The 19,099-nt window shown below is 67.9% G+C and carries 20 protein-coding genes and 2 pseudogenes; 9 read left to right on the forward strand and 13 right to left on the reverse strand.

Features of this window, described 5'->3' with window-relative positions; translation table 11 throughout:
* Both A3ES_RS48665 and A3ES_RS0127290 read right to left on the reverse strand, forming a co-directional pair.
* Positions 1 to 220 (reverse strand): annotated as a pseudogene (locus A3ES_RS48665) (IS5/IS1182 family transposase); the annotation flags it as partial.
* 64 nt (positions 221 to 284) lie between these two features.
* A complete protein-coding gene (locus tag A3ES_RS0127290; protein WP_020390020.1) occupies positions 285 to 641 on the reverse strand; it encodes a YciI family protein in 357 nt (118 codons plus the stop codon).
* Positions 642 to 728: 87 nt separating this feature from the next.
* On the opposite strand from A3ES_RS0127290, the gene A3ES_RS0127295 reads away from it, so the two are divergent.
* On the forward strand, positions 729 to 1,268 hold the full coding sequence (locus A3ES_RS0127295; protein ID WP_020390021.1) for a GNAT family N-acetyltransferase: 540 nt from the start codon (positions 729 to 731) through the stop codon (positions 1,266 to 1,268).
* Here A3ES_RS0127295 and A3ES_RS0127300 read toward each other — a convergent pair.
* Together A3ES_RS0127300 and A3ES_RS0127305 are read right to left on the reverse strand one after the other, a co-directional pair.
* Positions 1,248 to 2,015 carry a class I SAM-dependent methyltransferase gene (locus A3ES_RS0127300; protein WP_020390022.1) on the reverse strand — a complete coding sequence of 256 codons (768 nt, stop codon included), beginning with the start codon at positions 2,013 to 2,015 and terminating at the stop codon, positions 1,248 to 1,250. The two genes, A3ES_RS0127295 and A3ES_RS0127300, sit on opposite strands and share 21 nt — an antisense overlap.
* Positions 2,016 to 2,035: 20 nt before the next feature.
* Entirely contained in the window at positions 2,036 to 2,965 is a 930-nt protein-coding gene (locus A3ES_RS0127305) for an SDR family oxidoreductase (RefSeq protein WP_020390023.1), read from the reverse strand.
* A gap of 95 nt (positions 2,966 to 3,060) precedes the next feature.
* Here A3ES_RS0127305 and A3ES_RS0127310 point away from each other — a divergent pair, with 95 nt between their 5' ends.
* Positions 3,061 to 3,723, forward strand: coding sequence for a TetR/AcrR family transcriptional regulator (locus A3ES_RS0127310; RefSeq protein WP_020390024.1), 663 nt, complete (start codon positions 3,061 to 3,063; stop codon positions 3,721 to 3,723).
* A 5-nt stretch (positions 3,724 to 3,728) separates the two neighbouring features.
* On the opposite strand, the gene A3ES_RS0127315 is transcribed toward A3ES_RS0127310, so the two are convergent.
* From A3ES_RS0127315 to pdxR, 5 genes are all read right to left on the reverse strand, one after another.
* Positions 3,729 to 4,205 (reverse strand): GNAT family N-acetyltransferase, encoded by a 477-nt coding sequence (locus A3ES_RS0127315; protein ID WP_020390025.1) that lies wholly within the window; start codon positions 4,203 to 4,205, stop codon positions 3,729 to 3,731.
* Between the two features lie 13 nt (positions 4,206 to 4,218).
* Positions 4,219 to 7,830 carry a methionine synthase gene (gene metH / locus A3ES_RS0127320; protein ID WP_020390026.1) on the reverse strand — a complete coding sequence of 1,204 codons (3,612 nt, stop codon included), beginning with the start codon at positions 7,828 to 7,830 and terminating at the stop codon, positions 4,219 to 4,221.
* A gap of 140 nt (positions 7,831 to 7,970) precedes the next feature.
* Positions 7,971 to 8,426 (reverse strand): RpiB/LacA/LacB family sugar-phosphate isomerase, encoded by a 456-nt coding sequence (locus A3ES_RS0127325; protein WP_020390027.1) that lies wholly within the window; start codon positions 8,424 to 8,426, stop codon positions 7,971 to 7,973.
* A gap of 250 nt (positions 8,427 to 8,676) precedes the next feature.
* Positions 8,677 to 9,081, reverse strand: a complete 405-nt coding sequence (locus tag A3ES_RS56260) for a trypsin-like peptidase domain-containing protein (protein WP_020390028.1) — start codon at positions 9,079 to 9,081, stop codon at positions 8,677 to 8,679.
* A 268-nt stretch (positions 9,082 to 9,349) separates the two neighbouring features.
* Positions 9,350 to 10,762: a MocR-like pyridoxine biosynthesis transcription factor PdxR gene (gene pdxR / locus A3ES_RS0127335; RefSeq protein WP_020390029.1), complete on the reverse strand. Its 1,413-nt coding sequence runs from the start codon at positions 10,760 to 10,762 to the stop codon at positions 9,350 to 9,352.
* Positions 10,763 to 10,839: 77 nt separating this feature from the next.
* On the opposite strand from pdxR, the gene A3ES_RS0127345 reads away from it, so the two are divergent.
* Entirely contained in the window at positions 10,840 to 12,150 is a 1,311-nt protein-coding gene (locus A3ES_RS0127345) for an FAD-binding oxidoreductase (RefSeq protein ID WP_020390031.1), read from the forward strand.
* Here the strand turns inward: A3ES_RS0127345 and A3ES_RS0127350 are convergent.
* The gene (locus tag A3ES_RS0127350) at positions 12,110 to 13,057 is read right to left on the reverse strand and encodes a helix-turn-helix transcriptional regulator (RefSeq protein WP_020390032.1); all 948 of its coding nucleotides are present in this window, start codon (positions 13,055 to 13,057) and stop codon (positions 12,110 to 12,112) included. The two genes, A3ES_RS0127345 and A3ES_RS0127350, sit on opposite strands and share 41 nt — an antisense overlap.
* Before the next feature lie 63 nt (positions 13,058 to 13,120).
* Here A3ES_RS0127350 and A3ES_RS0127355 point away from each other — a divergent pair, with 63 nt between their 5' ends.
* Positions 13,121 to 14,257: an epoxide hydrolase family protein gene (locus A3ES_RS0127355; RefSeq protein ID WP_020390033.1), complete on the forward strand. Its 1,137-nt coding sequence runs from the start codon at positions 13,121 to 13,123 to the stop codon at positions 14,255 to 14,257.
* A gap of 201 nt (positions 14,258 to 14,458) precedes the next feature.
* Here A3ES_RS0127355 and A3ES_RS56265 read toward each other — a convergent pair whose 3' ends face one another.
* Complete coding sequence (locus A3ES_RS56265; protein ID WP_020390034.1) at positions 14,459 to 14,794, reverse strand: MBL fold metallo-hydrolase; 336 nt, start codon at positions 14,792 to 14,794, stop codon at positions 14,459 to 14,461.
* A 61-nt stretch (positions 14,795 to 14,855) separates the two neighbouring features.
* Between A3ES_RS56265 and A3ES_RS56270 the strand changes: the two genes are divergently transcribed.
* Positions 14,856 to 15,137, forward strand: coding sequence for a hypothetical protein (locus A3ES_RS56270; RefSeq protein WP_020390035.1), 282 nt, complete (start codon positions 14,856 to 14,858; stop codon positions 15,135 to 15,137).
* On the opposite strand, the pseudogene A3ES_RS56940 reads toward A3ES_RS56270, so the two are convergent.
* Positions 15,102 to 15,368 (reverse strand): annotated as a pseudogene (locus A3ES_RS56940) (MBL fold metallo-hydrolase); the annotation flags it as partial. The gene A3ES_RS56270 and the pseudogene A3ES_RS56940 sit on opposite strands and share 36 nt — an antisense overlap.
* Positions 15,369 to 15,372: 4 nt before the next feature.
* Positions 15,373 to 16,353: a threonine/serine dehydratase gene (locus A3ES_RS0127365; protein ID WP_020390036.1), complete on the reverse strand. Its 981-nt coding sequence runs from the start codon at positions 16,351 to 16,353 to the stop codon at positions 15,373 to 15,375.
* Positions 16,354 to 16,721: 368 nt separating this feature from the next.
* Here A3ES_RS0127365 and A3ES_RS55580 point away from each other — a divergent pair, with 368 nt between their 5' ends.
* The 4 genes from A3ES_RS55580 (at position 16,722) to A3ES_RS0127385 (ending at position 19,004) form a co-directional block, all read left to right on the forward strand.
* A complete protein-coding gene (locus A3ES_RS55580) occupies positions 16,722 to 17,003 on the forward strand; it encodes an LLM class flavin-dependent oxidoreductase (protein WP_026163244.1) in 282 nt (93 codons plus the stop codon).
* A 59-nt stretch (positions 17,004 to 17,062) separates the two neighbouring features.
* Positions 17,063 to 17,242: a hypothetical protein gene (locus A3ES_RS55585; RefSeq protein ID WP_026163245.1), complete on the forward strand. Its 180-nt coding sequence runs from the start codon at positions 17,063 to 17,065 to the stop codon at positions 17,240 to 17,242.
* Between the two features lie 42 nt (positions 17,243 to 17,284).
* On the forward strand, positions 17,285 to 18,286 hold the full coding sequence (locus A3ES_RS0127380; protein ID WP_237745064.1) for a GDSL-type esterase/lipase family protein: 1,002 nt from the start codon (positions 17,285 to 17,287) through the stop codon (positions 18,284 to 18,286).
* Between the two features lie 304 nt (positions 18,287 to 18,590).
* Entirely contained in the window at positions 18,591 to 19,004 is a 414-nt protein-coding gene (locus tag A3ES_RS0127385; protein WP_020390038.1) for a nuclear transport factor 2 family protein, read from the forward strand.
* The last annotated feature ends 95 nt before the right edge of the window (positions 19,005 to 19,099 follow it).

Genomic DNA, 19,099 nt, shown 5'->3' on the forward strand with positions numbered 1-19,099 from the left:
GATCGTGCAATGTCTGCAACACCAGCACCGACGCCGCGACCTCACCCGGCAGACTCGGCCGCCCGGTCGAGCTCGGGAACAGATCCTCGAACAACCCGGCCGGGAACACCTCACCACGATGCTCAGCCAAGAACCCGAACACGCTCCCGGCCGGCACCAGATGCCCGACCAACGCCCGAGCGTCCATCAACTCCTGATCAACCCCAGCTGAACCCTGCACCCCACAATCGTCCCAGCACGGTCACCACACGACCGGGCCAACACGCAGGTTATTCAGCAGGCTCCTAGAGGTCCGCACCACTGCCGCACATCACCGGGCGGACCTCCACTGCCAGCCCGTCGATCTGTACGTCAGGCAGCAGGTTGGCGAGTTCGAGTGCGCGCTCCCGGCTGTCCACGTCGACCAAGTAGTAGCCGCCCATGTACTCGCCCACCGCATGGAAGGGACCGGACGACACACCCCGACTGTGGAGCACCGTGCTCGTCGAAGGATCGGCGAGCGATTGCGTACTGATCAGCTCGCCCGCGTCGGACGCGACCCGCTGGAACTCCCGGTGCCCGGCGTTCACCGCTGCGCGTTGCTCGGTCGTCAACTGCTCCAGCACCGCGGCCTTCACCTGCAGGATCAGCAAGTACTTCATCGCCCACCTCCGTCCCGGTCCGCTCCTTGCGGCCTCACTACAAGTACGTAGCCGACTCGCAATTCTTGACATCGTGATACTGGGTGGATGATCACGACCGCACGTCTGGAGCTGCGCCACTTCCGGCCCGAGGACGCGGAGTCCTTCGCCGCGTACCGATCGGTGCCGGAGGTGGCCCGCTTCCAGTCCTGGGATGCGCCCTTCAGTCTGGATGACGCCCGTACGACTGTGGCCGGTTTCGCGGCAGGAGATCCTTTGCAGCCTGGGTGGTTCCAGTACGCGATCGCCCTGGATGGTCAGCTCATCGGCGACATCGGGCTGAACACCTTCGACAACTTGCGGCAGGCCGACCTCGGGTTCACCCTCGCCCCGGCGTACCAGGGCAAGGGTTATGCCACCGAGGCCGTCGGCGCGTTGCTCGAGCACCTCTTCACCGAGCGCGACCTGCACCGCGTCTCGGCCGAGTGCGATGCCCGCAACGTCTCGTCAGCCCGATTGCTGGAGCGGGTCGGCTTCCAGCAGGAGGGCTTCCGGCCGGAGTACAGCTGGTTCAAGAACGAGTGGACCGACGACCTGCTGTTCGGACTACTGCAGCGCAACTGGCGTTCAGTTGGTGGCGCGGGCTGACCACGCCCGTGCGGTGAGCTCGATGGAGCCGTCGGGGTTGGTCGGCAACCGGGATTCGACCAAGGCCCGGACCTCCGCCTGGGTGGCCGGGTCCAGACTGCGCAGGTAGGCAGGCGCAACGCCTTGACCGCCGAGGAACGGCGTCCAGTATGCGTCGAAGGACTCGAACAAGGTCGGTACGACGATCGGCCGGGTGACGATGTCGGCGAACCCGGCTTCGGCGAAGAGCCCTTCGAGGCCGGCCGGATTGCAGAACGGGAACGTCCGGCCCTCGTCGAGCTCGCGGTCCTGCGGCCGGATGTCGCCGGCCGCGTCCCAGAAGTACTTCATCAACTGCATGCCCTCGGCGTAGTCCCAGACGTAGACGGCGACCGTCGTACCGATCGAGCGCATCTTGCGCAGTGCCTCAACCCGCTCGGGGATGAAGTTGAGCACCAGCCCGGAGACCACCACGTCGAAGGCTTCGTCGGACAACTCCGCCGCCGACCGCACCTCGAACCGCGCCCGATCGTCCTGCACCGCGCCGCGGGCGTAGCCGACGAACCCCTCCGACGGATCCACACCGACCACTTCGCCCGGCGCCGCGGAGGCGAGGATCGTGCTGGTCAAAGCGCCTGTCCCACAACCGACGTCGAGCCACTTCAACCCCGGCGGCTGATCGAGCCAGCTCACGAACTCCGCCGCGACCAGCCGGCTCCAGCGCCCGACGTACGACTCGTAGATCTCCCCCTGCGACCACTCACTCATTCCTGCACTGTCGCACAAGGTCAGGCGACGCGGCTCGGGAGCGACACACCGGTGAGGCGCTCGGCGGCGAGCCAGAGCCGGGCGTTGGTCTGCTCGTCGAGCGAACGCCGCGGAGCCTTGACGAGCTTGGTGGGGCCGACCATCCCGAAGCGCTTGCTCGGACCGTAGTACGCGCCGGCTGCCGCATTCGGGTCGGTGGCAGCGAACAGCAACGGCTCTGCGCCCTGCTCGACACCCTGCGAAGGAAGCGGGTTGTAGTTCTCGAACAACCGGACGATCAAGGGCGTCTTGTCCAGGCCGAGGCTCGGGCCGGTGGACTGCAGGTTGGTCCGGGTGAAGCCGGGGTGGGCGGCGTTGCTCATCAGGTTCCAGCCGCGCTCCCGGGCGATCGCCGCGAGCTGGTGCGCGAACATCAGGTCGGCCAGCTTCGACTGCGCGTACGACGTCGTGGACCGGTAGCTCTGCTCCCAGTGGAGATCGTCGAACCGGATCCGGCCGAAGTTGGCCGCGCCGCTGCTCATCGTCGACACCCGCGGCGCCGGCGCGGCCAGCAACAACGGCAGCAGCCGGAGGGTCAGCGCGAACGGGCCGAGGAAGTTGCTGCCGAACTGGAGTTCGAAGCCGTCCGAGGTGGTCATCCGGTTGGGCGGCGCCATCACGCCGGCGTTGTTGACGAGCAGGTCGATAGCCTTGCCGTCCGCGATCAGCCCGTCGGCGAACTCCCGCACCGAGCCGAGGTCGGCCAGGTCGATCCGCCGTACTTCGAGCTGCGCCTCCGGGTACTGCGCCAGGATCTCCGCGCGAGCCTGATCGCCCTTCGACGGCGTACGGACCGCCATCACCACGCGGGCACCGGCGCCCGCCAACCGCCTGACCGTCTCCTTGCCGGTGCCGCTGTTGGCGCCGGTCACCACTGCGTACTTGCCGGTCTGGTCCGGGACGTCGTACATGGCACGCTCCTTCGTAAAAGACTGGTGGTCTGTTACTCGAAACTATCAGACCGGTGGTCTGATGGCAACAGACCGCCGGTCTGTAGGATGTGACCATGACGACTTTCCAGCGCGCCCGCAGCGACGAGCAGCGGGCCGAGCGGCGGCGGGCGATCCTCGCCACCGCCGCCGAGATGCTCACCGAGCTGCCGGTCGCCCAGCTCAGCCTGAACGAGCTGAGCCGCCGCGTCGGGCTGGCGAAGTCCAACGTGCTGAACTACTTCGAGTCCCGTGAGGCAATCCTGCTGGAACTGCTCGACACCGAGACGCAGGCCTGGATCGGCCAGCTCGACCAGGAGCTGACGGTTGACCCGAAGGCAACGGCCGACGAGCGGGCCGGCCGGCTCGCGGACGCGATCGTCACGACGCTGGCCGCCCGGCCGATGCTGTGCACGCTCCTCGCCGCCCAGTCGTCGGTGCTCGAACACAACATCTCGGTCGAGGTCGCACTCACCTTCAAGCGCAGCTCGGTGGCCAACCTCAGCTCCATCCTCGAGCTGGTACTACGAAGCGTCCCCGAGCTCGGCGAGGAAGGCGCCGCCCGGTTCATCACCGGCGCGGCCATGCTGATCGGCGTGATCTGGACTCACGCCCACCCGGCAGCCGCCATCACGGCCGCCTACGAGGCCGACCCCACTGTCGCCACCTTCCGGATCACCTTCGCCCCGGCCCTCCGCGAAACCCTGCAAACCCTGCTCACCGGCGTCCTTCCCCGGTAGTCGGGCTAGACCTTCCTCACGTACCGGTGGCAGGCGACCGGGATGGGGCCGTCGTCTGTCACTGCGGGGTAGTCGAAGGCGCCGTTCTCGGTCCAGCCGGCGCGTTCGTAGAAGCGGCGGGCGCGGGCGTTGCCGGCGGCAACTGCTAGCCAGGCCTGGTCGTGACCGTTCTCCTTGACCTGCCGCGCCGCGTCGGCGAGCAGGGCATCGGCCACGCCCGAGCCGCGGTGTTCACCGGAGACGTAGACCTGCTCGACCTCGTCGGCCACCACCATCACGAACCCGGCCACCTCGTCGCCGACCAGCGCGACGGTGGTGTCCGGGATCTTCGCCGGTACGCGGTCCCAGAACGACTCCTTGGTGCGGATTTCGACCAGCTCGTCCGGTACGTTGCCGAAGTGGCCGTCACCCCATCCGCCGTACCAGATCGAGGCGACGGCATGGGCATCAGCCGCGACCGCGGCGCGCAGGGTGATCGTCATCCCGCCATTTTAGTCAGTCGGGATCGTAGGCCAGGTTGGGCCGGAGCCAGCGCTCGATCTCGTCCAGCGGCATGCCACGGCGTACGGCGTAGTCGGCGATCTGGTCCTTGCCGACGCGACCGACGCTGAAGTACTTCGCCGCCGGGCTGGCGAAGATCAGGCCGCTGACCGCCGCGGCCGGGGTCATCGCGTAAGACTCGGTCAGACCGAGGCCGAGCTGATCCGCTTCGAGCAGGTCGAACAGCAGCTTCTTCTCGCTGTGATCCGGGCTCGCGGGATAGCCGAGGGCCGGCCGGATGCCACGGAAACGCTCCGCGTGCAGATCCTCCAGTACTGGCTCCGCGTCCGGCTCGAACCAGGCCTTGCGTGCCTCCAGGTGGATCCATTCCGCAAAGGCCTCAGCGAGCCGATCGGCCAAGGCCTTCACCATGATCGCCTTGTAGTCGTCGTTCTGCCCCTCGTACTGCGCTGCCAACTCCTCGGCACCGTGGATCGCCACGGCGAAGCCACCCAGGTGGTCACCCGCCGGTGCGATGTAGTCGGCCAGGCAGCGGTTCTCGCGACCCGCGGGCTTCTCGGTCTGCTGCCGAAGCATCGGGAACGACGCATCCAGCTCGTCGAGGATGATGTCGTCGCCCTCGCTGTGCGCCTTCCAGAAGGCATACGCGCCCTCAGCGGTGAAGGACTTGTCCGCGATGATCTGGTCGAGCATCGTGTTCGCGTCGTCGAACAGCTCACGCGCGACCGGCTGCTCCAGGATCGCCGGATACTTGCCCTTCAGCTCCCAGGCCAGGAACAAGAACTGCCAGTCGACCATCGCGCGCAGCGTCTCGAGATCAGGCGACACCCGGCGCAGCCCGGTGAACGCGGGCACCGGGATCTCCCCGTAGGCGACCGTCTCGCGGTTCGCCCGCGCGGCCTCGACCGTCAGCAGCGGCTTGCGCTGCTTGTTCGCGTGCTGCTCACGGAGTACGTCCTGGGCGGCACGGTTGCTGACGGCAAGCTGTTCGGCGCGGTCGTCGTCGAGCAGGTCGGAGACCACCCCGACCACCCGGGACGCGTCCAGCACGTGCACCGTCGTGTTCTCGTACGCCGGTGCGATCCGGACCGCGGTGTGCTGCTTCGAGGTGGTCGCACCGCCAACCAGCAAAGGAAGTTTGAGCCCGCGCCGGTCCATCTCGGCGGCGACGGCGACCATCTCGTCCAGCGACGGCGTGATCAGGCCGGACAGTCCGACGACATCGGCACCCTCGGCGATCGCGGTGTCGAGGATGCGGGCCGCCGGCACCATCACGCCGAGGTCGATCACCTCGTAGTTGTTGCAGCCGAGCACCACGCCGACGATGTTCTTGCCGATGTCGTGCACGTCGCCCTTGACCGTAGCCAGCACAACCTTGCCCTGGCCGCGGATCGCTTCCTCGCGGCCTTCCTGCCGGGCCAGTTCCTTCTCGGCCTCCATGAACGGCTCGAGGTAGGCCACCGAGCGCTTCATCACCCGCGCGCTCTTCACCACCTGGGGCAGGAACATCTTGCCCGCGCCGAACAGGTCGCCGACGATCTTCATCCCGTCCATCAGCGGACCCTCGATCACCTCGAGCGGCCGCTTCCGGGTCAGCCGGGCCTCCTCGGTGTCGTCCTCGATGAAGTCCACGATGCCGTGCACGAGCGCGTGCGAGAGCCGCTCCTCGACCGAGCCTTCGCGCCAGGTCAGGTCGATCTCCCGCTTGGTGCCCTTGCCCTTCACGTTCTCGGCGAAGCTGACCAGCCGGTCGGTGGCGTCGTCGCGCCGGTCGAAGATCACGTCCTCGACGAGTTCCAGCAGGTCGGCCGGGATGTCCTGGTAGACCGCGAGCTGGCCGGCGTTGACGATTCCCATGTCCAGGCCGACCTGGCCCGCGTGGTACAGGAAGGCCGAGTGCATCGCCTCGCGGACGATGTCGTTGCCGCGGAACGAGAACGACAGGTTCGAGATGCCGCCGCTGATGTGGACGCCCGGACAGCGTTGTTTGATCAGTGGCAGTGCCTCGATGAAGTTCTTCGCGTAGCCGTTGTGCTCGGACATGCCGGTGGCGACGGCGAGCACGTTCGGGTCGAAGATGATGTCCTCGGCCGGGAAGCCGATCTTCTGCGTGAGCAGGTCGTAGGCCCGGCCGCAGATCTCCACCTTGCGCTCGACCGTGTCGGCCTGGCCCTGCTCGTCGAAGGCCATCACCACCGCACCGGCGCCGTAGTCGCGGATCCGCTGGGCCCGCTCGAGGAACTCCTCCTCGCCCTCCTTCAGGCTGATCGAGTTGACCACGCCCTTGCCCTGCACGCATTTCAGCCCGGCCTCGAGCACGGACCACTTCGAGCTGTCGATCATGATCGGGATCCGGGCCACCTCGGGCTCGGTCGCGACCAGGTTGAGGAAGGTGGTCATCGCCTGCTCGCTGTCGAGCAGGTCGGCGTCCATGTTCACGTCCAGCAGGTTGGCGCCGCCGCGCACCTGCTCCAGCGCGACGTCGACCGCGGCCTGGTGGTTGTCGGACTCGATCAGCCGGCGGAACCGCGCCGACCCGGTGACGTTGGTCCGCTCGCCGATCATCACGAACCCGGTGTCCGGTCCGATCGAGAACGGCTCCAGCCCGCTGAACCTTGTCTGCTCGTACGGCGGGACGACCGTCCTCGGCGCGACTCCCTCGACCGACTTGGCGATCTCGGCGATGTGGGCGGGCGTCGTACCGCAGCAGCCGCCGACGATGTTGACCAGGCCGGACTCCGCGAACTCGCTGAGCATCGCGGCTGTCTCGTCCGGCGTCTCGTCGTACCCGCCGAAGGCGTTCGGCAGGCCCGCGTTCGGGTGCGAGGCGACATAGGTGTCGGCGAACTTGGCCAGATCGGCCACGTGTGGGCGCGCCTCGGCGGCGCCCAGCGCGCAGTTCACTCCGACCACCAGCGGCTTCGCGTGCTCGACCGAACTCCAGAACGCCTCGACGGTCTGCCCGGACAGCGTGCGACCCGACAGATCTACGATCGTCACCGAGATCCACAGCGGCAACTCGGGGGCCACCTCGCGGGCGGCGGCGATCGCGGCCTTGCAGTTCAGGGTGTCGAAGATCGTCTCGATCAGCAGCAGGTCGACGCCACCCTCGGCGAGCGCGGAGATCTGCTCGGCGTAGGTGTCCCGCACCTGCTCGAACGACACCGCCCGGTACGCCGGGTCCTCCACCCGCGGCGACAGCGACAAGGTGACGTTCAGCGGGCCGATCGAACCGGCCACGAATTTGCCGCCGGCCTCGTCGGCCGCCTGCCGGGCCAGCCGGGCGCCCTCGACGTTCATGTCACGCACGAGCGACTGCAAGCCGTAGTCGGCCTGGCCGATGCTGGTCGCGGTGAACGTGTTGGTGGTGGTGATGTCGGCGCCGGCTTTCAGGTACTGCCGGTGGACGTCCAGGATCAGGTCCGGCCGCATCAGGTTGAGCAGGTCGGGGTCGCCGCTCACGTCGTGGGTGTGGTCGGTGAAGCGGTCGCCGCGGAAGTCCTCCGGGGTCAGCTTCGCGTCCTGCAGCATGGTGCCCCAGGCACCGTCCAGCACCGCGATCCGCTGGTCCAGCAGGGCGCTCAACTCGGTCCGACGATCCGTCACCTTCGGCCACCTCCAGAAGAGTTTCCGGAGGCGCCCTTACTCGGTCGAACCAGACCGAGCGTGGCGGAACCCTCCGGGCCCGTCGCAGCGCCTCTCGACCTGGACCGCCATCTTAGTGACCGAGACGGGCGAAGAAAGAATCATTGCCCGACTATTGAGACTACCCGCCGGTATTCGAGACGGCTCAGAGGTCGCGCAGCGCGTCGATGGTGCCTGCCTCGGGGATCCGGCGCGGTCTCGCTCAGGAAGGCGGTCACGCATTCGACCGCGACATCCGGCGCGAGACGCTTGAGGCTGAGCGCGAGAATGTTCGCGTCGTTCCACAGCCGCGCGCCCCGGGCGGTCCACGCATCGCTGACCGTCGCCGCCCGGGCACCCCGCACCTTGTTGGCAGCCATCGCCGTACCGGTGCCCGTCCAGCACATCAACACCCCGTAGTCGCACTCCCCCGAGACGACCACCTCGGCCACCTCTTTCGACATACTCGGCCAGACGGCCGACACGGTCGCCGAGATGACCTCGTGCTCCGCCCTCAGGTAGGCCACGACTGCCTGCACACACTCGTTGTCATCATCCGCAGCAAACGCGATCTTCATCAGCTACCTCCCGAAACCATTCAACCAGCGCCGGGCACAGTGAGCGGGCCCGGGCGCTCCGGGGGGTGAGAGTGCGCCGGGCCCGCTCGGGCGGTTCGCTGCGTGGGGGGAGACGTCAGCGAACCGGGCCGGTGGTTAGTTCGATCGTTTTGGTGTGTTGCTGGCCTGGTCTGTCCAGGTGACGGGGATCTTGTCGCCTGGGTGGTGCTGGTCGAGGAGGTTCGAGAGGGCTTCGGGGGAATCGACTGTCTTAGCCCGACCCATCGCCAGTGCCAGTGGTGGCGGTGAGGGCGGCTATTGCGCTGCTGGGGTTCCTGCTGTTGGTGACGTTCGGCTGGTACGCCGTCTGCCCGGGGTTGACGCGACCGGGGTTGTTCGTACCGCCCGCCGTGTCGACGCCGATCACCTCGCCGGACGCGTTGGCCAGCGGTCCGCCGGAGTCGCCGGCCTGGATGTTCGCATCGGTCTGGATCAGCCCGGTGAGGTTCTCGGGATCGGCGCCGGACTCGTCGGTCGCGGTGATCGCCTGGTTGAGGCCGGTCACCTTGCCCGGCGCATAGCTCGGCGTACCGCCCACGCCGCCGCCACCGCCGCCGGATCCATCACCTGCGACACCGTGGAACTGTTCGCAGTCGACTGCTGATCGATACCCCAAGCAACAGACCCGGCTGTAAGAACCGCCGCCATCCCCAAAGCCCCGATCACCAGAGGCAACCGCTTCCGCCGCCGCGGCGGCGGCTGCTGAAACCCCGGCCCCACTGCGGCACCCAGCCCTGCTGCGGTCCTTCGGTGTTGCTCATGTCCCGTTGCCTCCTCAGCCCTTCCTGCCTGAGATCGAGTAGACCTCGGCAGTCTGAGAACTCCATCGGCTGAACCGATGAATCGCCTGAGAATCCACCATGACCTGTACCACCGGCGACGGCCTACCTCCGGACGGCGGCGATGGCGTTCGCGAGCAGGTCGATGCCTTCGACAATGGCTGGTTCGGTCAGGCTGCCATAGCCGAAGACCAAGCCCTGGGGGCCGGGCTTCTGCACCCAGTAGGGGCCGAGTCCATAGACCCCGATCCCGCGCTCGAGGGCGGCCGGCATCAAGGCCTCCTCGGTCAGGTCCGGTGGTAGCCAGGTCATCACGTGCAGCCCGGCTGAAATCCCGACCGGCCGCAAGTCGGGAATCTTCTCGGCCAGTCGCCCGATCAGGGCATCGCGCAACTGCCGGTACCGCGGCCGCATCCGGCGCAAGTGCCGATCGAACTCACCCCGCGCGACGAAGTCCGCAAAGGTCAACTGGTCGAACACCGACGACCCGCGATCGTCCACGACCTTCGCCTCCGCCATCGGCTCCACCAGCCGGTCCGGCAGGATCAGCCAGCCCAGCCGCAACCCCGGCGCCAGCGTCTTGCTCGCCGTCCCCGCATAGGCCACCCGATCCGGCGCAAGCCCCTGCATCGCACCGACCGGCTCACGGTCATACCGGTACTCCGCGTCGTAGTCGTCCTCGATGATCAACGCCTCCCGCCGAGTCGCCCACTCCACCAGCGCCGTCCGCGTCTGCGCCGAGGTCACCGCCCCGGTCGGGAACTGATGCGCCGCAGTCACCAGTACGACGTCCGCACCGGACCGCTCGAGCGCCTCCACATCCAGCCCGGTCTCCAGCACCGGTACGCCGACCGACTCCAGACCCGCCGCGGCCGCAACGGCGCGGAGCTCATCGTCGGACGGATCCTCGACCGCCAGCCGCCGATAGCCGGAAGCGGCCAGCACCTGAAGCAGCAACCGTGACCCCTGCGCGAAACCGTTGCAGATAAGCATGTTCTCCGCCTGCGCCGACGTACCGCGCACCCGGTTGAGGTAGTCCGCCAGCGCCTCGCGCAACTCGGAGGCCCCTTGGCCTTCGAGATAGGCCAGCTTGCTGTGCGGCGCCTCGTTCAGCACCTTCCGGATCGACCGCAACCAGGCAGCCCGCGGGAACTGCGTGACGTCAGGGCGGCTGTACTTGAAGTCGATCCGCGGCGGACCACCGGCCGACGACTTCGGCTTGTCCTGCTGGACGATCCGGGCCGCGGCCGGCGCGACCTGGGTATAGCCGCCGATCCGGCTGACAAGGTAGCCCTCGGCAACCAACTGCTGATAGGCCTCGACCACCACACCCCGGGACAGCCCGAGGTCGCTCGCCAGCGCGCGGGTCGCGGGCAGCACGGTGTCCGCGCGCAGTAACCCCTGCTGGATCCGCTCCCGGATCCCGCCCTCCAACTGCTGGTGCAACGGCAACCCACTGTCCCGGCGAAGCTCGATCAGCAGCTCACCGGCGCCCGAATTGGTCCTGGATCGGCTCATAGAACTGGACCTTATCCGGATACCGGTTCGCTGTCAGGGTAGTGACACCAAGCAACATCCAGCAGAGGAGCAGCACGATGACCGCCACCGACACCCTCACCTTGCTGCACACCGGCGACGCCGGATACGACGAGGCGCGCACCGTCTGGAACGCGATGGTCGACCGGTACCCGGCCGCGATCGCCCGCTGCCGCAGTACGGCGGACGTCGCCGCCGCGGTCCGGTACGCCCGGGCCAACGACCTGGAGATCGCCGTGCGCTGCGGTGGGCACAACATCGCCGGGCTCGCCGTCCCCGAGGGCGGCCTGATGATCGACCTCACCCCGATGGGCGCGGTCGAGGTCGACCCCGACGCCAAGCTCGCCCGGGTCCAGGGCGGCGCCCTCTTGGGCGAGCTCGACCGGGAGGCGCAGAAGTACGGCCTGGCCACGACGGCCGGCAACGTCTCGCACACCGGCGTCGGCGGCCTCACTCTCGGCGGCGGCATGGGGTGGCTGGCCCGGCAGTTCGGCCTCGCCTGCGACAACGTCAACTCGTACGAGCTGGTCACCGCCGAGGGCGACGTGGTCCGCGCCAGCAAGACCGAAAACCCCGAACTCTTCTGGGGGCTGCGCGGTGGCGGCGGCAACTTCGGCATCGTGACCGAGTTCGAGTTCCGCCTGCACCAGATCGGCACCCGCGCGATCGTCGCCGAGTTCACCTACCCCACCGACGAGGCCTTCGCCGTACTGCGAGGCTGGCGCGACCTGAACTCCACCGCCCCGCGGCAAGCGACCTTCACCGCCAACGTGTCGGGCGACCAGCTCACCGTCGGCTTCGTGTGGGTCGGCGGCCCCGGCGACTCGGACGCACTCCTCAAAGCCTTCAGGGAACTGGGCAACGCGACCAGCGAAACCGTCGAAAAGATGTCCTACCTGACCCTGCAGAGCCGGGACGACAACGTCCAGGGCCACCGCTTCCGCCGCTACTGGAAGGGCCACTACTTCAAGTCCCTGCCCGACGACGCGATCCGGGCCCTGCTCCGCAACCCCGGCATCGGCGCGAGCCTGCAGGCGTACGGCGGCGCGATCTGCGACGTACCGGATGAGGATGCCGCGTTCAGCCACCGGGACACCCTGTTCGAGTTCGTCACCGCGACCCGCTGGGAGGACCCGGCCGACGACCAGGAGCGGATCACCACCCTCCGCGCGTACGCCGCGACCCTCGACCAGTACGCCGGCGGCGCCTACCTGAACACGCTGAACGGGGAGAACGTCAACCGCGCCTTCCCGCCCGCCAAGCTGAGCCGTCTGACCGCCCTGAAGACCACCTGGGACCCGGCCAACGCCTTCCACCTGAACCAGAACATCAAGCCTGCCGAGTCGTGCTTGCCGCAAGCCGGGTGGTGAGGTCGCGGACGTGGTCGATGAGTTCGGGTGGGGACTCGACCTGGAAGTCGATGCCCAGCATGCCGATGTAGAGGGCGAGCTCATCGAGAGAGTTCGCGCCGGTCGACAAGGTGCAGGTCGAGTCGTCGAGGGATTCGACGGTACCGACGGTGTTGGCGATGCGGTCGGTGACCTGCGCGGCCGGGGCTTGCAGGATGAAACGGGCCTGGTAGCGATAGCCGCCCGAAGCAACGCCTCGGGCCGTGTCGGCGAGATCGGGCGCTTCCCGCGGAGTGAAGCGAGGGCCGGTCGGGATGCGCGGTTCCAGGCGGTCGAGACGAAAGGTGCGCCAGTCGTCGCGATCCAGGTCCCAGGCGACCAGGTACCACCGTCGGCCGGTGTGGACGAGGCGATGCGGTTCCGTAGTACGGATTGTGGAGGTGCCGTCGTGGCTGCGGTAGTCGAAGCGCAGTCGTTGGTGATCCCGGGAGGCCGTGGCCACCGCCATCACGACCTCGGGTGACACCGAGGCACCGACTGTCGGAGTCACCGCGACCGACTGCAGCAGCCGCACCCGGTGGCGCAGCCGCGATGGCAGCACCTGCTCGAGCTTGGTCAGGGCCCGGACCGACGACTCTTCGATCCCGGCCACACTCCCGGTCGCGGCCGCCCGCAACCCGATCGCGACGGCGACCGCCTCCTCGTCATCGAGCAGCAGCGGTGGCAGTGACGCTCCCGCGCCCAGCCGATAGCCGGCCACTCCTGGCACGGCGTCGACCGGGTACCCGAGGTTGCGGAGCTTGTCGACGTCGCGCCGCACGGTCCGTACGCCGACGCCCAGCTCCTCGGCCAGCGCAGTACCGCTCCAGTCGCGCGGTGACTGCAGCAAGGAGAGCAGTTTGAGGAGTCGCGCCGAGGTTTCCAACATGGTTTGAAGTCTGCCATCCAGTTAGGACAGAAAGTGTCCTAGCTGGATGAGAGAGTCGGAGACATGAAGCCTTTCAGCATCGACATCCCGCAGAGTCAGCTCGACGACCTCAAGAACCGGCTCGACCAGAGCCGGCTTCCCGCAGCACTGCCCGGCGACGACTGGGACACCGGCGTACCGGTCGCTTGGCTGAGCGAGCTGGTCGAGTACTGGCGGACCGGCTACGACTGGCGGGCGGCGGAGAAGCAGCTCAACGACTTCCCGCAGTTCACGACCGAGATCGACGGCCAGCTGATCCACTTCCTGCACGTGAAGTCGGCCAACCCGGATGCGCTCCCGTTGGTCCTCACGCACGGCTGGCCGGGGTCCGTCGTGGAGTTCCTGGACATCATCGGCCCGCTGACCGACCCCGCGGCGTACGGCGGGGACGCGGCGGACGCCTTCCACCTGGTGATCCCGTCACTGCCCGGGTTCGGGTTCTCCGGGCCGGTCAGCGAGAGCGGCTGGACCAGAGCGCGGATCGGCCAGACCTGGGCCAAGTTGATGGAGCAGCTCGGCTACGACCGGTACGGCGTACAGGGCGGCGACATCGGCGGATCCGTCTCGCCGGAGGTCGCCCGGGCGGCTCGCGAGCACGTCGTCGGCGTCCACGTGAACGGTGGCCCCAACCTGCCGCCGCTGCAGATGTCGGACGAGGAGCTCGCCGCCCTGACTCCGCTGGAGCAGGACCGGATGGCGCGGGTGAAGGCGTTCATGCAGGAGGAGTTCGGCTACATCGCGATCCAGTCGACCCGGCCGCAGACGATCGGCTACGGGCTGGTCGACTCACCGGTCGGACAGCTGGCCTGGATCATGGACAAGTTCCGCGAGTGGACCCACCCGCGGACGACCCTGCCGGACGCGATCATCGACCGGGACCGGCTGCTCACCAACGTGATGCTCTACTGGCTGACCGGTACGGCGAGCTCGGCGGCGTACGTCGGCTACGCGATGACCGAGTGGGGAGCGCAGCCGGAGAACTCGGGCGTCCCGACCGGCGTGATCGCGTTCGCCCACGACGTCTGCATCCGCAAGTACTCCGAAGAGGCGAACACCATCACCCGCTGGACCGACGTCGACCGTGGCGGCCACTTCGCCGCCCTGGAAGAGCCGGAAATCCTCACCACCGACATCCGCGAGTTCTTCCGCGAGCTGCGCTAGCGGACAGTTGCCTAGGGCATGCGAGATGCGTGCCCTAGGCAACCTGTGGCTACTGGCGTTCGAGGATCACGATCGGGATCTGGCGGTCCGTCTTCTTGTTCTGCTCCGTACAGCATCCAGATCTCCTTGCTTACGCGGGTAACAGAATTCGTAACCACTATTCTGTACCCGTTGTTCCCGAGGACGGACACCGCGTCACGTTCAGCGCCGGGACGGCACCGGAAGGCGGGCCAGATCCGTCGCCACGACGATCTCGCCGCTGAACTCCTTGGCGGCCTCTTCGTAGAAAGGCGTCAGGTCGGTGTAGCGCTGGGAGAAGTGGGTCAGCACCAGCTTGCGGACCCCGCACTCCTGGGCGACCCGGGCCGCCTGGCGCGCGGTCAGGTGGCCGAAGTTCCTGGCCAGCTGCGCCTCCGAGGACAGGTACGTCGACTCGATCAACAGCAGGTCGGCCTGATCGGCGAGCCGGAAGACGCCTTCGCACAACCGGGTGTCCATGACGAACGCGAACCGTTGCCCCGGCCGTGGCTCGCTCACCTGCTCGATGGTGACCGTACGCCCGTCGACGACCAGCCACCCTGCCTGTTGCAGGCGACCGATGGCCGGCCCCGCTGACGCCGTACCGGTTCAGCAACTCGGGGAGCATCCGCCGGCCGTCGGGCTCGATCAGCTGGTAGCCGAAGGACTCGACCGGGTGCTCCAGGCGTCTGGCCCACAACTGGCCGAACGACCCGACCGAGAGCAGCCCTTCCTCCTCGATCGGCTCCTCCCGCAACTCGGCCCGCTCGAAGAACGAAGCGGCGTACCGAAGTCTGGTGAAGTACTCCTGGCCCGACAACGGGTAGTGCGCATGCACCGGATGCTGCACGTTGTCGAGTGACAGCCGCTGAACCACACCCGGTACGCCGAGGCAGTGGTCGCCGTGGAAATGCGTGACGCACAACCGGGTGATCGCGGTCGCCGGGACCCCGGCGTACAGCATCTGCCGCTGGGTACCTTCGCCCGGATCGAAGAGGAAGCCTTCCGAGTCCCAGCGCAGGAAGTAGCCGTTCTGGTTCCGCTCCCGCGACGCCACCTGACTACTGGTGCCCAGCACAACCAGTTCTCGCACCGCCTCAGGCTAGTGCAGCCACCAAGGTGCTGGAGGAGATGTTGCCGCCGCAGGACACGATGGCGACCCGCTGCCCGGCCAGCTCGGTACTGCGTACTCGCGCCGCCGCGACCGCCATCGCGGCCGACCCTTCGATCAACTGGTGCTCGGTGTCGATGACCATCCGCAAGGCGTCCTTGATCGCGTCCTCGCTGACCAGAACCCAGTCGTCGACAAGACGCCGGCACAGGTCGAACGTGATGCTGCCGGGCTCGACGCTGCCCGCAGTACCGTCGGACAGGGTTTCGCCACCCTCGATCTGGATGATCTTGCCGGCCTCGACCGACGCCGCCATCGCCGCGTCCCGCGCAGGCGACGCGCCGTACACCTTGAGGTTCGGCCGATGCTTCTTGAGGACCGCGGCGACTCCGCTGACCAGTCCGCCGCCACCGACGGCGACGACCACCGCGTCGAGCTTCTCGCCCGCCAGTTGCTCGAGGATCTCCACGCCGACCGTGCCCTGCCCGGCGATGATGTCCGGGTCGTTGTACGGCGAGACGTAGGTCAGCCCGTGGTCGGCGGCATACTCCCGCGCCAACGGCTCCAGTACGCCGGAGTCGGTTCCCTCCGCGCGGAGCTCCAGGCCGAACCGGCGCAGCGCGGCGACCTTGCTGGGCGAGGCGTTCTCCGGCAGGTACACGATGCCGCGGCCGCCGAGGGTGGCGAGCGCGTTGCCGACGCCGAGGGCGTGGTTACCCGTCGATGCCGTCACCACGCCTCGCTCGCGCTGCTCATCGGTCAACGTCAGGATCTTCGCCATCGACCCGCGCGCCTTGAACGAGCCGGTCCGCTGCAAATGCTCACATTTCACCAGCACCTCCGCGTCCAGTTCCTCACTGAACGCCCCAAACCGCTGCAACGGCGTAGCCGGCAAATACCGCCGCAAGCCCACCGCAACCTGCTCCGCCCTCACCGCAACCTGTGCCGGGCTTGGTCCTTCGGTCATCCAGATCTCCTATCCGGTACGCAGGTCGACCGTCGAGCCTCCCCGCCGAGGCTATCCGGCGGTCCCGACACACAGCGATCTCTCGCAGTACCCGCCAACCGGTCCGCGTGCTCGCCACCGGCCACGGCTCCCGCCATTCCTGTCACCGACGGTCGGCGGCCCCTTCCGCGTCCACGACCGGGCCGGTCCGAGGCAGCGCGGCGTTGACCGCTGATCTTCACCCCGCCCGCAATCCCGCACCAGCCCCTGCGATCATTCGCCCCATTTCGCCCGAGTCAGCGGTTGGGGAGGATTTTCGCTGGACTCGCGGAGGGTTTTGCGCCCGGTCCGGGACATTTTCCTCCCCAGCCGGCGAGGCGGGATCGACCTTGGGCACAGGCTGGGCGTCGTTCGGCGGATTGGGTGCCTGGCCGGTGCACAAGGTGGCGGGGTGGTCAAAGGGGGCGAAGTCGATCAGATCGGCGGCCATCTCGGCCGACGCCGCCGGCCTGGATGACTTCTGGCTGTCGGAGGACTGTTTCAAGGAGAGCGCTGTCGCGAGTGCGGTGGCCGCTTTGGCTGCCACCGAGCGGGTGCGGGTGGGGATCGCGCTGCTGCCGGTGCCACTGCGATCCGTCGCCCAGGCCGCCATGGAGCTCGCGACCATCTGATCGGCGCTGCCGGGCCGGATGCCCGCGCACGGGTCGACGCGGAGCTGGGCACCTACGGCATGCCCGGCGGGCCGGAGGTCGGTGCGGTCGGCGACGCTCGCGCCATCGCCGATCGGATGCTCGACCTGGCCGCTGCCGGGGTGACTGGCATCTCCGTCCAGCCCTGCTCCGACGAATCGGATCTCGAGGCCTTCGCCCGCTTCCTCGGCGAGGAGGTCAGACCGTTGCTGCAGAGGTAAGTTATAGCCTCGCTGCCGCGTAGTCAGAAGGAGTGGTGCGTAGTGGGAGTGGATCCGCTCTGGACCGGCTATCGGCATCGGGCCGTGGATGCAGACGGCTGGATGACCTTCTGGCGACTGGATCCGCGTGAGCAGCCGTTCGAGCTGCATGACTGGCTGGGGCGACCGGAGCGGCCGGGGCACCGGTTGTGGTCACGCGCGGCAACCCCGGCCGGAGTACGGGCTGGATGGCGTACTTCGGCGTCGTCGGTCAGCCTGGAGATCCGGGCGGCTCTGGACATCTACGCGGAGATCGCGCCCGTCGACTTCCTGGTGAACGGCGAGCTCCATGCGCGGCGTCCGGTCGAGGTCGGGGAGCAGCGGATCACGGTCGAGCTGCCACCCGGGCCGGTCGTGCTGGAGATCTGGCTGCCGCAAGGTGGCGCGATCGGCGTACGGGAGGTGTCGTTCGACGGCGAGGCCGAGGCGCAGCCGCCGACCGGTCCGCGGTGGATCACCTACGGCAGCTCGATCACCCAGTGCACGGGCGCGTACGGCCCTTCCGAGACGTGGCCGGCACTGGTCGCGCGCCGGCACGGCTGGGAGCTGGTCGCGCTCGGGCTCGCCGGTGAGTGTCACCTCGACCCGATCGCGGCACAGACCATCCGCGATACGCCCGCGCGGATGATCTCGCTGTGCCTCGGCATCAACATCTACGGCGGCGAGACGTTCGGCGGCCGGACGCTTCCCGGTCAGGTCGAGGCGTTCATCTCGACTGTGCGCGACGGCCATCCGCACACACCGATCGTCGTGATCACCCCGCTGACCGTACCGAACCAGGAAGGCAAGCCGAACGCCCTCGGCCTGACCCTCGACGACATCCGCGCCTGCGTCGAGCTCGGCGCCCGCACCCTCGGCGACCCGGACCTCCAGCTGATCGACGGCCGCACGATCCTCAGCCACGAAGAAGCCCAGACCCTGTACGCCGACGACGTCCACCCCAACGCCGACGGCTACCGCCTGATCGCCGACCGCCTCGCCCCTCTCCTCACCCTCTCCCTCTAACCACCATCCCCAGGGGACCCGGGCGCCTGCCGCGTGTGGTGGTCCAGTAGCCGGGTAAGCAGTTGCACGAACTGGTCGTTCGGCGGGGAGCAGCGGGGCGAGCAGCTCGCTGCGGTAGATGCCTGGTTTCGGCTCTGCTGGTCATGACGCCGATCCTAGCCGGTTGCGTTAGTGGGACTAACGATATAAGTTTGCCTACGCCAGAAACGTTAGTCATATAAACGTTATTTCCAGAAACAGATTAGAGTCGGGGAACCCTTCCTCCCCGAGACCATCCGCACTCCAGAACGAAAGAGGATGCCCCATGTCCACAGATACGCTGATCGCGGACCGTCTCGAGATCGCCGACCTGTTCGCCCGCTTCGTGCGCCTGCTCGACGAGAAGCGGTGGGACGACGCCGGCACCGTCTTCACCGACGATGTGGCGGTGCACTCGCCACGCGGAGGCGAACTCCACGGCATCGACAAGGTCGTCGACTTCATGCGACAGGGCGAGGTCGAGGGGCAGCAGGCGCTGCACACGACCACTGACCTGTTGGTAGACATCGACGGCGACCAGGCGGCCGCTTCGGCCTACTCGGTGGTGTACTACTACCGCGACGGCCAAGCACCTCACTTCACAGGCGGCCTGCGAATGACCGGAACCGTGGCACGGACGCCGGCGGGCTGGCGATTCCGCGAACAGCGGATCACGCCCGCCTGGACTCGCGAGTACTGACCCGCACAGATTCCCTTACGTCCGAAGAAGTGGGCAACACGTCCCGCCTGGGCAACACGTTCCGCCAGTTCTTCGGACGCAAGGGTGGATGCCCG

It is taken from the genome of Kribbella catacumbae DSM 19601, from assembly GCF_000372465.1.
Lineage (GTDB): Bacteria > Actinomycetota > Actinomycetes > Propionibacteriales > Kribbellaceae > Kribbella > Kribbella catacumbae.

Coding starts and splice junctions, on each gene's coding strand:
- A3ES_RS0127365 (WP_020390036.1), bottom strand. CDS start 16,353: ATGACCGAAGGACCAAGCCCGGCACAGGTTGCGGTGAGGGCGGAGCAG.
- A3ES_RS0127290 (WP_020390020.1), bottom strand. CDS start 641: ATGAAGTACTTGCTGATCCTGCAGGTGAAGGCCGCGGTGCTGGAGCAG.
- A3ES_RS0127385 (WP_020390038.1), top strand. CDS start 18,591: ATGTCCACAGATACGCTGATCGCGGACCGTCTCGAGATCGCCGACCTG.
- pdxR (WP_020390029.1), bottom strand. CDS start 10,762: ATGAGCCGATCCAGGACCAATTCGGGCGCCGGTGAGCTGCTGATCGAG.
- A3ES_RS0127305 (WP_020390023.1), bottom strand. CDS start 2,965: ATGTACGACGTCCCGGACCAGACCGGCAAGTACGCAGTGGTGACCGGC.
- A3ES_RS0127350 (WP_020390032.1), bottom strand. CDS start 13,057: ATGTTGGAAACCTCGGCGCGACTCCTCAAACTGCTCTCCTTGCTGCAG.
- A3ES_RS56270 (WP_020390035.1), top strand. CDS start 14,856: ATGGCCGGCCCCGCTGACGCCGTACCGGTTCAGCAACTCGGGGAGCAT.
- A3ES_RS0127315 (WP_020390025.1), bottom strand. CDS start 4,205: ATGACGATCACCCTGCGCGCCGCGGTCGCGGCTGATGCCCATGCCGTC.
- A3ES_RS55585 (WP_026163245.1), top strand. CDS start 17,063: ATGCCCGGCGGGCCGGAGGTCGGTGCGGTCGGCGACGCTCGCGCCATC.
- A3ES_RS0127295 (WP_020390021.1), top strand. CDS start 729: ATGATCACGACCGCACGTCTGGAGCTGCGCCACTTCCGGCCCGAGGAC.
- A3ES_RS0127325 (WP_020390027.1), bottom strand. CDS start 8,426: ATGAAGATCGCGTTTGCTGCGGATGATGACAACGAGTGTGTGCAGGCA.
- A3ES_RS0127310 (WP_020390024.1), top strand. CDS start 3,061: ATGACGACTTTCCAGCGCGCCCGCAGCGACGAGCAGCGGGCCGAGCGG.
- A3ES_RS0127355 (WP_020390033.1), top strand. CDS start 13,121: ATGAAGCCTTTCAGCATCGACATCCCGCAGAGTCAGCTCGACGACCTC.
- A3ES_RS0127300 (WP_020390022.1), bottom strand. CDS start 2,015: ATGAGTGAGTGGTCGCAGGGGGAGATCTACGAGTCGTACGTCGGGCGC.
- A3ES_RS0127345 (WP_020390031.1), top strand. CDS start 10,840: ATGACCGCCACCGACACCCTCACCTTGCTGCACACCGGCGACGCCGGA.